This window comes from Flavobacterium tructae (assembly GCF_001853485.1).
Taxonomy (GTDB): Bacteria; Bacteroidota; Bacteroidia; order Flavobacteriales; family Flavobacteriaceae; genus Flavobacterium; species Flavobacterium tructae.
Window position 1 is genome coordinate 393,036 of sequence record NZ_MIKE01000023.1, and the last position, 14,442, is coordinate 407,477.

Here is a 14,442-nt window from a genome sequence, read left to right on the forward strand (position 1 = left end):
ACAGCTCTCATGGAAAAGAAAAAAACAAATACTAAATTCATCATTATACTAGCCGTTTTGGTTTTAGTGGGCGGAACTTACGGAATAACTAAGTACATGCACTCTTTAGCTCACGAAGAAACGGACGATGCTCAAATCGAGAAAAAAATGAATCCGATTATTCCAAGAGTATCGGGATATATTAGTAAAGTATACGTTAAAGATAATGATTTTGTAAAAAAAGGGGATACTTTGTTTACGATTGATAAAAGAGATTACCAGTTAAAAATCGATGAGGCTAATGCTGCTTTATTAGGTGCTGAAGGACAATACGAAGCTGCAAAAGCTGATATTGGAAGCGCTAATGCAAGCATCTCTGTGTCAGATGCGCAAATGAAATCTGCAACAGGTTCTATCGAAAGCGCAAAAATCAGATTAAGACAAATTACAAACGATTACAACCGTTACAATAATTTATACAAAACACATACGATTACAAAACAACAATACGAACAGGCTCTATCTGCAAAAGAAGAAGCTGAAAACCAGGTACGTGTTTTGCAAGATCAACAACGAGCTAGTTCTTACCAGAAATCAGTAATTCAATCGAAATCAAAAGTTTCTGACAAACAAACTGAAGTAGCTTCCGCTAATATCAAAAAAGCGAAAACAATGTTAGACGTTGCTCATTTAAACCTTAGCTATACGGTTGTAACTGCTGCAATTGACGGTCAGGTTTCTAAAGTAGATATTCAACCGGGACAATTAGTTCAACCGGGACAATCTTTATTTTACATCATCAACAACAATGAAGCTTGGGTTGTGGCTAACTTTAAAGAAACACAATTGAACAAAATGGTTGCCGGACAAAAAGTAAGTCTAAAAGTTGATGCTTATCCAAACTATGAATTTAAAGGAACGGTAACATCTTTTTCTCCTGCAACAGGATCACGTTTTTCTTTATTACCTCCTGATAATGCAACAGGTAACTTCGTAAAAACAATTCAGAGATTACCAGTAAAAATTAGTTTAGACGAATCAAACGATCCGGAGAAAGTAAAATTACTAAGACCAGGGATGAATGTTGATGTAGATGTACATTTAAAATAAAATAATGGCAGCAGTACAAGCAGACGAAGATTTAGTAGAATACGGATACAGACGTGTCATCATTACGATTACGGCAGTACTTTGTGCCTTGCTTGAAATTGTAGATACGACAATTGTAAACGTAGCACTAACAGACATGCGAGGTAGCCTTGGTGCTACTTTAACTGATGTGGCCTGGGTAATTACAGCATACGCCATTGCGAATGTGATTGTAATTCCGATGACGAGCTGGCTTTCGCAACAATTTGGAAGACGTAATTATTTTGTGGCTTCTATCATAATATTTACAGTCTGTTCCTTTTTATGCGGAAACGCCACCAATATTTGGGAACTGGTAGCTTTTAGATTTGTTCAGGGTATGGGTGGAGGTGCCTTATTGGTAACCGCACAGACCATTATCACCGAAAGTTATCCTGTAGCAAAACGTGGAATGGCTCAGGCTATTTACGGAATGGGAGTAATTGTTGGACCAACTTTAGGACCGCCATTAGGAGGATATTTAGTAGACAACTACTCCTGGCCTTATATTTTTTACATTAATATTCCATTGGGGATCATCGCTACAATTTTAGCGTTAACGTTCGTAAGAAGCCCTAAATATGGAGAAAAATTAAAAGCCAATCAGGTTGACTGGTGGGGAATTATATTGCTTGCAGCCTTTATCGGGTCTTTACAATTCGTTCTGGAGCACGGGCAACAAGACGATTGGTTCAACGATTCAACTATCATAACTTTAAGTGTGGTTACGGTTTTAGGATTGGTCTTATTTATCTGGAGAGAGCTCACTTATAAACATCCAATCGTAAACTTAAGTGTTCTAAAGGATGGAAATCTTAGAATAGGAACCGTAATGTGTTTCATTCTTGGTTTCGGTCTGTACGGATCGACTTTAATTATCCCGATCTACACACAATCTATTTTAGGATGGACCGCAACAGATGCCGGATTATTATTGATTCCAGGGTCTATTACCACAGCAATCATGATGCCTTTTGTGGGGAACATGATTCAGAGAGGAGTTCCTCAGGGATATATGGTGGGAGTTGGATTTTTGGTATTCTTTTTCTTTACCTTTATGATGCAGACCCGTATGACTCCTGATACCGGAGTTGAACATATGTACTGGCCTTTAATTCTAAGAGGAATTGGTTTGGGATTACTTTTCGTACCTATTACTACACTCTCTCTATCTACCTTAAAAGGAAAACATATTGGTGAAGGAGCTGCTTTTACCGGAATGATGAGACAATTAGGAGGTTCGTTTGGTATTGCCATTATCACCACGTTTATTACTCGTTTAGGACAGGAACACCGAGTGAACTTACTAACCAATTTAGATCCTGCAAAATATGAAGTACAGCAGCGTATTGCAGGAATGCAAAGAGCTTTTATGTCTAAAGGATATAGCGCAGACGTTGCTCTGAAAAAAGCTTACCAAGCCATTGAATATTCTGTAATGAAACAAAGTACCGTAATGGCTTATATGGATATTTTCATGTATTTGGGAATTATGTTCTTATGCTGTATTCCAATTATTCTTTTAATCAAAAAAGGAAAAAACAAGATTAATCCTGCTGATGCAATGCATTAATAATAATTGATTTATAATACGTAAAAACGCCGAATTCAAAAATCGAATTCGGCGTTTTTCTTTTAAATATATTTGATCCATCATAAAGGGATTAAAATCCCTCCCTACAATATGATTCGAGCCTACTGCTCTTCAAAAAATCTCAGAAACTTAGCATCTTAGTCACTTAGAACCTTAAAAAAAACTATCTGGTAAATACCAAATGATTTCCTTTCGAAAGATTACCATCAAACTGATACCCTTCATAATTAAATCCTTTTAAGTCTTCAATAGTTTCAGCATTAGTATCAATAATATAACGCACCATCATCCCCCTTGCCTTTTTGGCAAAGAAACTGATCATTTTGAGTTTTCCGTCTTTATAATCTTTAAAGTCGGGTGTGATCACAGGAACTTTTAAAGCTTTCACATCTACTGCAGAGAAGTACTCGTTACTCGCTAAATTGACGAACAGCTCTCCCTTAGATAACTCTCTATTTAATGCTTTTGTCACAGTTGGTTTCCAAAACTCGTGCAGATTTTTATACTCCCCAACTGGCAATTTTGTTCCCATTTCCAGACGGTAAGCCTGCATTAAATCTAATGGTTTCAAAACTCCGTAAAGTCCCGACAGAATTCGAAGTTTGCTTTGAAGAACATCCAGTTTCTCCACCGGAATAGAATAAGCATCTAAACCCGTATAAACGTCTCCATCAAAAGTATAGACTGCCGGACGGGCGTTTTCAGGTGTAAATGGTGTTTTCCAATCCTGATTTCTTTTCCAGTTCAAATCTGATAGCTTAGCTGAAATCGACATTAATTCAGATAACTCAGCAGGTTTTTTAGTCTTTAAGATTTTATGAACTACACGTGCTTCTTTTAAAAAATGAGGTTCTGTATATTGAGTAGTAGGTAATTCTTTTTCGAAATTCAATGACTTTGCAGGCGATATAACAATTTTCATGTGTACATTTTTATATACTCCAAAAATACAAATTGAAATTTTAAAAATAACAGATCTGAATTGATTTGTTCGATCGCATTATAAAGGTTCCTTTTCGCCACGAATTCACGAATTAACTTTTTTAAATTAATTAAATAAAATCCGTGAGTTGTTTCACCTCTTCACATTACTAAATATTTTTTTGCCACGAATTTTCGCTAATTTATTTTTCTATTCCCGATCTAATTCGCAAAAATTCGTGTAATTCATGGTAGCCATACTTCTATTAATAAAATCCCAGCGCTCAAACTGTGAATTTATTTAAAAAAGTGAGCCTTAGATTATAATAGGCATTTTCTATGTTGTAAATTTGCAACCATAAAATTCCAAAAACATTTTCAATGCAAAATTGAAAGTTGTATTCTAAATAATAGCCACGAATTCACGAATTAACTTTTTTAAAATTAATTCGTGAATTCGTGGCAGATAAAAATTTAGATCATGACAAAAATTTTGTACCAGCTGGAAAGTTATCAAATAATAGGAATTTTATTTGATGTTCATAGAAATTTAGGTGGAGGCTTTTCTGAAATCGTATATAAAGATGCTTTAGAATATGAATTTAAGAAAGCGAATATTCCATTTGAAAGAGAAAAAGAATATTTGGTAAACTATAAAGACATAATACTAAATCACAAATTTTATGCTGATTTTATTTTGTTTGATAAAATTATACTTGAAGTAAAATCGAGTGAATTTCTACATCCAAAATACATTTCACAATGTCTTAATTATCTCAAAGTTTCTAAAACGCATTTAGCAATTTTAGCGAACTTCAATTCTGTCTCACTTGAATACAAACGTATTATTTTATAAAATTAGTGAATTCGTGGCTATACAAACAAATTATAAAACTGCTTTACAACATAAAATCTTCGATATCATTTCGAAGGCATCCCGGGAACTCAACGTTGACAGTTACGTCATCGGAGGTTTTGTTCGGGATTTACTTTTAAACAGAGGTTCTAAAAAAGATATTGATGTTGTTGCTGTAGGCAGCGGTATCGAATTGGCACTTAAAGTTTCTGATTTACTTCCTAATAAACCAAAAGTTCAGGTTTTTAAAACTTATGGAACTGCCATGCTTCGTTTTGAAGATACCGATATTGAATTTGTCGGAGCAAGAAAAGAATCTTACAGTTCAGACAGCCGAAATCCAGTAGTGGAGAACGGAACCCTGGAAGACGATCAAAACCGTCGTGATTTTACGATTAATGCTTTGGCTTTATCATTAAACGAAGAAAACTTCGGAGATCTTTCTGATCCTTTTAATGGTTTGTCTGATTTAGAAAACAAAATCATCAAAACCCCTTTAGATCCGGACATCACTTATTCTGATGATCCGCTGCGCATGCTGCGTGCAATTCGTTTTGCCACACAATTGAATTTCGAAATAGAAGTAAATTCATTAAATGCCATCACAAAAAATGCCGATCGCATTAAAATTATTTCAGGTGAAAGAATTGTTGACGAATTAAACAAAATCCTCTCCACTCCTAAACCTTCAACCGGCTTTTTACTATTATACAAAACGGGACTTTTAGATTTAATTTTACCTGAATTAACGGCATTAAATCAGGTCGAAGAAATTGAAGGTCATACTCATAAAAACAACTTTTATCACACACTCGAAGTGGTTGATAATATTTGCCCGAATACAGACGATGTCTGGTTACGCTGGGCGGCTTTATTGCACGATATTGGAAAAGCACCCACAAAACGTTTCAATAAAAAACAGGGCTGGACTTTTCATGGGCATGAGTTTTTAGGTGGGAAGATGACTAAAAAAATCTTCGAGCGTCTGCACATGCCACTGAATCACAAAATGAAATTTGTGCAAAAAATGGTTATCATGAGTTCACGTCCTATTGTTTTGGCTGACGACATCGTAACCGATAGTGCAGTTCGACGTTTGGTTTTTGATGCCGGTGAGGATGTCGAAAATCTAATGACTTTGTGTGAGGCAGATATCACCACCAAAAATCCGTCAAAGTTTAAAAAATACCATAAAAACTTCGAAATCGTCCGCAAGAAAATCGTTGAAGTCGAAGAGCGAGACCATGTTCGTAATTTTCAACCGCCCATTTCCGGTGAAGAAATTATGGAAATCTTTGATTTGAAGCCTTCAAGAGAAATCGGAATTTTGAAAGAAGCTGTAAAAGAAGCAATTCTCGAAGGTGACATTCCAAATGAATATCAGGCTGCTTATGATTTTGTGATTAAAAGAGCTGAAAAATTAGGCTTAAAAAAAGTATAAAGAATTAAGTATTATTTTATAAAATGAAAAAAGAAAATAAATCAGTAATCATCTGGTTGCTATCAGGTTGTGTTTTGTTATTTTTAATGGTTGTCGTTGGCGGAATTACCCGTCTGACCAATTCAGGTTTATCCATGACCGACTGGCATTTGGTAACAGATACTTTTCCTCCACTGACAGAAGCAAAATGGAATGAAGCATTTGAACAATACAAGAAATTTCCGGAGTACCAAAAAATTAATATTCACAACGATTTTCAGCTTTCAGATTATAAATTCATCTATTTCTGGGAATGGTTTCACCGCTTTATCGGTCGTATTATCGGACTGGTTTTCTTTGTTCCTTTTGTGTATTTCCTAATTCGAAAAAAACTCGATCGTCCAACCATAAACAAATGTATTGTCCTTTTGGCAATGGGAGGTTTTCAGGGGTTCTTAGGCTGGTTTATGGTTCGCAGCGGATTAATCGACAATCCGGATGTTAGTCATTTCAGACTTTCTCTTCATCTTACTTTTGCCTTTATTACTTTTGCTTATACACTTTGGGTTGCCTTAGATTTAATTTATCCGGAACGCAATGTTTACAAAATAATTCCGCTTCGTAATATCGCAAGAATTGCTCTTGTCGCTTTACTGATTCAAATTATTTACGGCGGATTTGTAGCAGGTCTTAATGCCGGTTTAATACACAATCACTGGCCTTTGATGAGTGACGGACAATTTATTCACGATTCGGTTTTTATTGAACAATCTACTTTGGTTAAAAACTTAATCGAAGGAAAAAGCGGAGTTCAGTTTGTACATAGAACTTTTGCTTATGTAGTAGTGGCTCTTATCCTTTTCTTATATTACAAAGGAACTCAATTTTCTCTTACCAGAAATCAATCTAAGGGAATCAACGTTCTTCTTGTTTTTGTTTTCATTCAGTTCTTACTGGGCGTTTTTACACTTTTATACAGTGTTCCTCTAGCATTAGGATTAATTCATCAAATTATGGCTTTTTTCCTTTTGAGTGCCATGACCTACACTTTGCACCGATTGAGTAAATAATAACTTAAATTATATAGAAAGAGCTGGAAAATCCCAGCTCTTTTTTATTTAGGATATGACCCGAGCCCACAGCTCTCCATATTTGATAACCTATTTTTTAAAGCGGATTAAAATCCGCTCCTACAAAATGCGTCGAGCCAATGGCTCTCTGTCTTAATCATTGAAGCTGTTCTCAACACATTATAATTTAGAATATGGACCAAACCTACGGCTCTCCATATTGATAACCTATTTTTTAAAGCGGATTAAAATCCGCACTTACAAAATAACATCGAGCCAATGACTCTCTGTCTTAATCATTGAAGCTGTTCAAGCACATTATAAAATTCTGAAGGAATGACAAATATTGTAGCAATGGATTTTAATCCATTGAAAAATAAATTCAACCCACAAAAAAGTTCCGTAGGAACGACACATTTATCAAATATGTTTACCCCAGCCAGTTTTTAAAGTCCTGCACTTTCTCGCGGCTCACAATTACCTCATCCTCTTTATAGGTAGGTAAAATTACCTTTAAACGTGAATTGGTGTACACCTGAATTTCTTTTATCGCGATAAGCGGAACAATGAATTTTCGGCTAACGCGAAAGAAATCTTTTTTATCGATTTCCTGCTCCAGGATTTCTAAAGTCGAATCGATTAAATAATTTCTATTATCAAAAGTATGAATGTAGGTTCCTTTATTTTCACTAAAGAAACACTCAATTTCGTCTGTTGTAATGACCTTTAAATGCTGTCCGATTTTAACTGTAAATCGTTTTTTATAATTCTTTTCAAAGGGATTTGACAACATTTGACGAATTTGTTCAAAATCAAGTTGCAAATTTGAATTTTCTGAACTTGTTTTTGGCAATCTGGTTTTGAATTTCGCAACAGCAACCTCCAGATCATCTTCGTCAATTGGTTTTAAAAGATAATCGATACTGTTTAATTTGAATGCTTTTAAGGCATATTCATCATAAGCCGTGGTAAAAATAATGGCGCTCTGAATATTTATTTTTTCGAAAATTTCAAACGATAAACCATCAGACAATTGAATATCCAGAAATATGAGATCCGGATGTTCATTATTTTCAAACCAATAAACGGATTCTTCAACAGAATGTAACATGGTCTTTACAGCAATATCTAATTTTTCGAGTTTTCGTTGTAGTAATCTTGCTGCCGGTTTTTCGTCTTCTATAATTAATGTGGTCATTTCGTAAGATGCAAAAATTAAAAATTCAGTTTAAAATTACTTCCATTTATTTTTATTTTCAGCCTCTTTCTTCATTATTTTTTGAATTTTCTTTTGCTCCCAATCTCTATTAAAAAAAACATCAGGGCCAAAAACGGAAATTCCATGAATCACTAAAGCAATTCCCCAAAAAAATGCAGTCGAATAAATTTCCCAATCACGGAATCCTCTAATGACAAAATGATCACCTATATAACTTTGATTCAGACTTGAAACAATGATGATAATGTTCACCAATATATAAACTCTTAAATGCGAATAAAAGCCTTTAATTCTTTTTACTTTTTTGTATGCCAAATTGAAACTTTCGTCTGTACTAAACTCATGCGAATACTCTTCGTACATCTGTCTTCTAAACTGTCCCATATTATTTTGATTTAAAAATTATTGCCATTTTGTGTTATTGTTCTGTGCCTCTCTCTCCATATATTTTTGGATCTTTTTTTGTTCCCATTCACTGCTAAAAAAAATATCAGGGCCAAACACGGTAAAAGCATGAATGGCTAAAGCTACTCCCCAGCATATGGCTGTCGAATAAGTACGCCAGTCTAACAATCCATTTTCATAAACACTATGGCTGAAATAATCTCTGTTTAAATTAGAAACTATAATGATGGCATTCACAATCAAATACACTTTTAAGTGTGTGTAAAAGCCTTTGATTTTTTTCACTTTTCTGTACGCTAAATTATAGCTTTCGTCTGTACTAATTTCATCTCTGTAAACTTCGTACCTGTCTCTTCTATATCGTCTCATTTTACTTTAATTATTGCCATTTATTTTTATTTTCTCTCTCTTTTTCCATCAGTTCTTTGATCTTTTTCTCTTCCCAGTCTTTTCCGAGAACCGGAAACACTTTAAAGACTTTCAAACCGTGAAAAACCACTCCGACTCCCCACCACATTAAGGGCCAGTAAAACCATAAATGCCTTGGTGATGTATAAAGATTGATAAAAATCAGAACAAGATTTACAATAACGTATGCCGTTAAATTGCCATAAAAACCTTTGATTTCCTCCACTCTCTTTTTTGCGAGGTAATATTTATCCTCTTCATTCAAATTTACTTCCATGACTACTCCCATTTTTGTTTTTTTTCTTTTTTCTCTAAGATGCTCTTCATTTTACGCTCTTCCCACTCTTCTCCAAAAATTTTAAAGGAAGCGAATATATCTATCGCCGATACTACAAAAGCAGTGGTCCAGATACACATGACAAATCCGTTCAGATATTGTACAGGAAAAATATTAAGTGGAAGTCCAAAATAATCTTTTAAAATATAAAGTATAAGACCCACACTGTAGAAAATCACATGGGTGTAAAAAGCCTTTAACTTCACCACCTTTTTACTTGCCATCTTTTGAAGTTCGAAATCTTCCTGTTCCTTATTAAAATTAGTTTCCATAATTATTCTCAGGTTTTCTTAATTTTTCTTTTTCCAAAATTTCTTTGATTTTCTTCTCTTCCCAATCTTTACTGAAAAAAGGCGGGATATCAAATACTGTCAGTCCATGAATGACTACTCCTACTCCCCAACCCAAAACGCACCAGACAAACCATAAATATTCAGGCGAGGTTATAAGATTTACAGCTATCACAATAATGTTTACTAGAATGAAAACTGCCAGGTGCTCGTAAAACTCTCTAATTTCTTTTACTTTTTTCTTGGCCTGATAAAAACGTTCTGCTTCTATAAAATCCTTTTCCATGGCTACTTCCAGTTTTTTTGTTTGTTTTCGCGTTCCAAAATCTCTCTTATTTTTCGTTCTTCCCAATCTGAGCTGTACCCAAATACTTTAAAAGCATGCATGACAACTCCAAACCCCCAGCCTAAAGCCGAGAACCAAAACCATTGAAATCCAGGAGAGTACCTCAAATTTATAAAAATTAAAAATGGTACCACACAACAATATGAAATTACGTTACCGTAAAAACCTTTTAGTTCCTCTACTCTTTTCTTAGCTCTGAAATAAGCTTTATTTTCGTCGCTATATTCTGCACTTGTTTCCATAACTGTAATTTGTTTGGTTAAAATTGGAATTTTAACGGTGAAATTTTCCTCATTTTGTTCAATCAGAACCTTTCTGTTGGTTACAATTGAATATCGGTTAACAATGTTCTGCAACCCTACTCCCTGTCTGTCCTGTAACACTTCTTTCTTCTGAAAATCATTTTGTATCGCCAGATAATCTCCCTCTACAAAAATCCTGATATGCAACGGTTTTTGTTCGCTAACGATATTGTGTTTTACCGTATTCTCTAATAAAAGCTGCAAGGATAGCGGAACTACTTTTGCATCGGGATTAATATTTGTCGTTGGTAATTCATAGAACAAACTGTTCTCGAATCGCATTTTAAGCAAATTCATATAGGTTTTAGCAAACGACAATTCATCTTCAACAGAAACCAGCTCCTTATCTTTTTGCTCTAAAACGTAGCGATAGATTTTAGACAGAGATGTCGTAAATCGTTGTGCATTATCCGGATTTTCTTCAATTAAAGAACTAAGAACGTTTAAACTGTTAAAAAGAAAATGTGGGTCTATTTGATTTTTTAAACTTTCAAATTTAGCATTAGCCGTTCCTGCAATAATTTTTTGCTGTGTTACCTCAAATTTGGATGCCTGTTTCCACTTCACCATAAAGCTTCGGGCCTGCATGAAAGTGGATACTCCGAGAGACAGAATCACATAAAATAGGTGAGCCCAAATCATCCTTTCACTAAAAAACTGATCCGGCGGAAGATGCTGAACAAATACACAAACAACATAATTGATTCCCAAAACAACCGGAACGGTATACAATATAGTAATCAAAATTCCGTAGTACACCCTTAGGTTTGTTTGTTCCAGCCAATCCCACTTTTTATCTAAAAGAACGTTAATAAATCCGTTACCAAAGCCCAGTCCAAAAGAATAAAGGCAGCTTATCCCGAAGGTTAGCAATACATTTTCAACATTTAAATCGGTACCTAAAAAAGCGCAGAATAAAACGGTAAAGACCATAGAAATCTTGAAACACATAAGGGTTCCACTTTTTAATTCAGCAAACGAGTTTCTATGATCTTTCATTCTATTCTTTTGGTATTAAATTATTTTTTACAATTCTTTTGCGTTTCCAAAGCTCTTTCTAATCCCCATTTTGGAGAAAAAGGTGTCGCTGGTTTAAAAGTAGCAAAAAGTTCGACAGCTTTATCCACTTGTGCACATAACGGTTTGGTATCAACTCCTGACCATTTTGCTCCTCCTATCTGATAATCCGCTTCACCAAAAACAATTCTCGGGTTATTCGGGTCTATCGCTTTTCCTTTTGCATAAGCTTCCATCACTTTAGCCGAATATTTCATTCCGTTTGTCATCGGATCTGCTACCACCCAGGCTGTATAGATTAAAGCCTGCATCGCATATAATTCGGCATTATTTTGATCTTTAACAAATTCCGTATCCAGTGCATCTTGCGCTTTCGTCAGCAGCAAATCAATTTTTGTTTTATCTTTTTCAGAAAATGCAGCTGTAGTATTGATTAAGGCTACATAGTAATTTGGCAAGTAACTGTTTTTTTCTGCTGCAGCAATTCTTTCAAACATAGCCGAAGCTTCCGTATTTTTTCCTTCTTTCCAAAGCCCGAAAGCTTTCCCCATTCCTTGTTCAAATTGTGTTTGTGCAGATATTAAACTGCAGATAAATAAAGTAATAATGGTAATAATCTTGGTCATGATTTCTTGTTTTTAAAGTTGTTAAATATTTTAAATTTTGATAATCTAAGTTTTTATTGATGATTAAAACTCTCTTTTTTAGGTTCAAAGGTTCAGAGTGGCAAAGGCTCAAAGGTTTTGATTTTCTAATTCTTAGCTTCTATCTCTCTATTCCTTTTAATTTATACTTCAAAAGTATATCGGATTTTATTCTTTTAAAATTAAATGATACCGAGTTGTTGATTTTGATGACTGAATTGTTTTTTTTGAGGTGCTAAGGTTCTGAGAAGCTAAGGAACTAAGTTATTATGACACTGAGCCATTTAGAAGAAACCTTAGCGCCTTAGAACCTTAGCAACTTAGCGTCTTTAAAGATTCTTCAACTGATTCTCGTTTTTATTCTGACTAATGGTCCAGAAAAAACCAACGAAGAAAAAGCGATCGGCGGTTGGTATAATGGCTTGTCTGTTATAAACTCCGTTGGTATCGGGATTTTTTGCGTAATCATATCCAAAAACATTTTGAGTTCCCAATACATTTGAAACAGAGAAATACAGGATTTTTTGAGTGGTTAATAAATAAGCCCAGTTGAAGCTCAAACTATTATACGCTTTTGTTCTTCCATTCATGAACTGCGTCTGATTTGGATCGTTGTACGGACGTCCGGAACTGAAACTGTTCGTAAAACCAATCTGAGATTTCCAATCGGTAATAAAATATTTGGTTACGACAGACAGGGTATGATGAGCCACAAAACCAGGAGTTACCATCGCTGGAAAATTCTTGTACTGTCTCTCTGAATCGATATAAGAATAAGAAATCCAGTATTCCAGGTTTTTATGCAGATTGCTGTCTCTCCAAAACAAATCCAATCCTTTTGCATAGCCCGAACCGTTGTTGTTGAAAACCGAATTGTATTGAATATCTCTCGTATTGTATTGTACTAAATTGCTATAGTCTTTATAGTAAGCCTCTGCTCTAAAAGTTTGTCCCGGTTTGGTGAACTGATAATTTAAGATATAATGTCTCGCTTTTTCACTTTCAAACTGATGGTATTTGGAGTATTTAATATAATCGACTACCGGTGTCTGTGTAAAATCTCCGTAAGCAAATGAAAACTGACTGGTTTTCGAAATTTTATAAGCCAAAGAAGCTCTTGGGGCAATGTTTGTTTCGTTTAGCAAACTGTTATTCGAAAGTCTGAAACCTACTTTTGCAGCCAGTTTTTTCGAGAATAGAATATCTCCTTCCGTATAAAAAGCAGCAATATTAGAATCGTAGCCATTTGCTGTTTTTACAGCGATATTGTCGGTATAATTTTCATTAAACTTTGTGATGAAATAATCGGCTCCAAATGACAACTTGAAATAATTCGAGATGTTTTTTCTCAATTTTAATTTTAGCTGTGCTGCATTTTCATTATTGTCCACATCATTAATATCAAATTTGATTTTGTTTTTGCTGTACCCGTAACTAACTCCTGATGTGAGTTGCCAGCCTGTTCCGAAATCTCCCTTATACGATGCATTCAGATAAAAGTTATTATTGTCCAGATCCGTTCGGATAGGATTAGCGAAATTGACATTTTTCTGATTCAAATCGAATTTCTCTGCATCAAAAGCAGCATAGAATTTAAAAATTCCTCTTTCAAAATTATAGCGATATACGGCCTCACCACCCAGAGATTGATACGGATTATTCCAATCTACGTTTTGCGGAATTACAGCCTGGTAAGGTGCCAGATTAATATAATTGGTATTGATACTGAACGAGCTTTTTTTCCATTTTTGAGTATTCCCAACTCCCAAACCTACAGTCATTAAAGCAATATCCGTTTTATTCTGATCCGGTTCATCCTGAGTGTTTAGCAACAAAACGCTTGATAAAGCTTCCCCATATTCTGCGGAATATCCTCCGGTTGAAAACGCAATTCCGCTAAACAAAAATGGAGAGAATCGGCTTCGGGTTGGCAAATTATTAGTCGTTGCGCCATAAGGCTGTGCTACACGAAGTCCGTCTACAAAAGTTTGTGTTTCACTTGCCTCACCTCCACGAACAAATAAACGTCCGTCTTCGCCAACGCTTTGTGTTCCCGGTAAAGTTTGCAAAGCTGCAATAATGTTTCCCGCTGATCCGGCGGTAGTCACAATATCCAGAGGTTTTAAAACTGAAACTCTTGCTTTATCCCCTGATTCTAGTGTTCCCGCGGTAATAACAACGGCATCAAGTGCATTTACATTTTCTCTCAGTTTTACCGTTTGATCTTTATAATTGGCAACATCTATTTCCTGTTTGAATGTTTCGAAAAGCAAAAAACTCACTACTAAAAATTTATTTCCTTTTTCACTGGTTTCAAATGAAAAACTACCGTTTTCAGCACTTGTCGCTCCGTCATAAGTTCCGTCTATGTAAATATTAGCGCCCTGAACCGGCTTTCCTTTTTGATCAACAACTTTTCCAGAAATCGTATTCTGGGCAAAAGTAAAAATGGTAAAGAATAATAAAATAAAAGTAATTTTGGTTTTCATGATTTTGGTTTTTGATA

Annotated in this window: 15 protein-coding genes; 5 read left to right on the forward strand and 10 right to left on the reverse strand. The window is 35.0% G+C overall.

The window, feature by feature from the left end:
- The first annotated feature begins 9 nt into the window (after positions 1-9).
- Both BHE19_RS12605 and BHE19_RS12610 read left to right on the forward strand, forming a co-directional pair.
- Positions 10-1,089: an HlyD family secretion protein gene (locus tag BHE19_RS12605; protein ID WP_070907414.1), complete on the forward strand. Its 1,080-nt coding sequence runs from the start codon at positions 10-12 to the stop codon at positions 1,087-1,089.
- Positions 1,090-1,093: 4 nt separating this feature from the next.
- Positions 1,094-2,680, forward strand: coding sequence for an MDR family MFS transporter (locus tag BHE19_RS12610; RefSeq protein ID WP_017495248.1), 1,587 nt, complete (start codon positions 1,094-1,096; stop codon positions 2,678-2,680).
- A 184-nt stretch (positions 2,681-2,864) separates the two neighbouring features.
- Here the strand turns inward: BHE19_RS12610 and yaaA are convergent, their stop codons facing one another.
- Positions 2,865-3,623 (reverse strand): peroxide stress protein YaaA, encoded by a 759-nt coding sequence (gene yaaA / locus BHE19_RS12615; protein ID WP_070907415.1) that lies wholly within the window; start codon positions 3,621-3,623, stop codon positions 2,865-2,867.
- Positions 3,624-4,103: 480 nt separating this feature from the next.
- On the opposite strand from yaaA, the gene BHE19_RS12620 reads away from it, so the two are divergent.
- From BHE19_RS12620 to BHE19_RS12630, 3 genes are read left to right on the forward strand one after another with little or no spacing between them, the layout of a single operon-like run.
- Positions 4,104-4,478: a GxxExxY protein gene (locus BHE19_RS12620; protein ID WP_070907416.1), complete on the forward strand. Its 375-nt coding sequence runs from the start codon at positions 4,104-4,106 to the stop codon at positions 4,476-4,478.
- 13 nt (positions 4,479-4,491) lie between these two features.
- Complete coding sequence (locus BHE19_RS12625; RefSeq protein WP_070907558.1) at positions 4,492-5,919, forward strand: CCA tRNA nucleotidyltransferase; 1,428 nt, start codon at positions 4,492-4,494, stop codon at positions 5,917-5,919.
- Positions 5,920-5,942: 23 nt separating this feature from the next.
- On the forward strand, positions 5,943-6,968 hold the full coding sequence (locus BHE19_RS12630; RefSeq protein ID WP_070907417.1) for a COX15/CtaA family protein: 1,026 nt from the start codon (positions 5,943-5,945) through the stop codon (positions 6,966-6,968).
- A 430-nt stretch (positions 6,969-7,398) separates the two neighbouring features.
- Here BHE19_RS12630 and BHE19_RS12635 read toward each other — a convergent pair whose 3' ends face one another.
- From BHE19_RS12635 to BHE19_RS12675, 9 genes are all read right to left on the reverse strand, one after another.
- Positions 7,399-8,166 carry a LytR/AlgR family response regulator transcription factor gene (locus BHE19_RS12635; protein WP_070907418.1) on the reverse strand — a complete coding sequence of 256 codons (768 nt, stop codon included), beginning with the start codon at positions 8,164-8,166 and terminating at the stop codon, positions 7,399-7,401.
- Positions 8,167-8,202: 36 nt separating this feature from the next.
- A complete protein-coding gene (locus tag BHE19_RS12640) occupies positions 8,203-8,571 on the reverse strand; it encodes a 2TM domain-containing protein (RefSeq protein WP_017495242.1) in 369 nt (122 codons plus the stop codon).
- Between the two features lie 18 nt (positions 8,572-8,589).
- The gene (locus tag BHE19_RS12645; protein ID WP_070907419.1) at positions 8,590-8,961 is read right to left on the reverse strand and encodes a 2TM domain-containing protein; all 372 of its coding nucleotides are present in this window, start codon (positions 8,959-8,961) and stop codon (positions 8,590-8,592) included.
- 10 nt (positions 8,962-8,971) lie between these two features.
- Positions 8,972-9,277, reverse strand: coding sequence for a 2TM domain-containing protein (locus BHE19_RS12650; RefSeq protein ID WP_233431378.1), 306 nt, complete (start codon positions 9,275-9,277; stop codon positions 8,972-8,974).
- Positions 9,278-9,279: 2 nt separating this feature from the next.
- Entirely contained in the window at positions 9,280-9,609 is a 330-nt protein-coding gene (locus BHE19_RS12655) for a 2TM domain-containing protein (protein ID WP_017495239.1), read from the reverse strand.
- A complete protein-coding gene (locus BHE19_RS12660; protein WP_070907421.1) occupies positions 9,599-9,913 on the reverse strand; it encodes a 2TM domain-containing protein in 315 nt (104 codons plus the stop codon). The genes BHE19_RS12655 and BHE19_RS12660 overlap by 11 nt, the downstream gene beginning before the upstream one ends.
- A gap of 2 nt (positions 9,914-9,915) precedes the next feature.
- Complete coding sequence (locus BHE19_RS12665) at positions 9,916-11,274, reverse strand: 2TM domain-containing protein (protein ID WP_070907422.1); 1,359 nt, start codon at positions 11,272-11,274, stop codon at positions 9,916-9,918.
- 20 nt (positions 11,275-11,294) lie between these two features.
- Positions 11,295-11,918, reverse strand: a complete 624-nt coding sequence (locus BHE19_RS12670; protein ID WP_017495236.1) for a hypothetical protein — start codon at positions 11,916-11,918, stop codon at positions 11,295-11,297.
- Between the two features lie 347 nt (positions 11,919-12,265).
- Entirely contained in the window at positions 12,266-14,425 is a 2,160-nt protein-coding gene (locus BHE19_RS12675; protein WP_070907423.1) for a TonB-dependent receptor, read from the reverse strand.
- Positions 14,426-14,442: the final 17 nt, after the last annotated feature.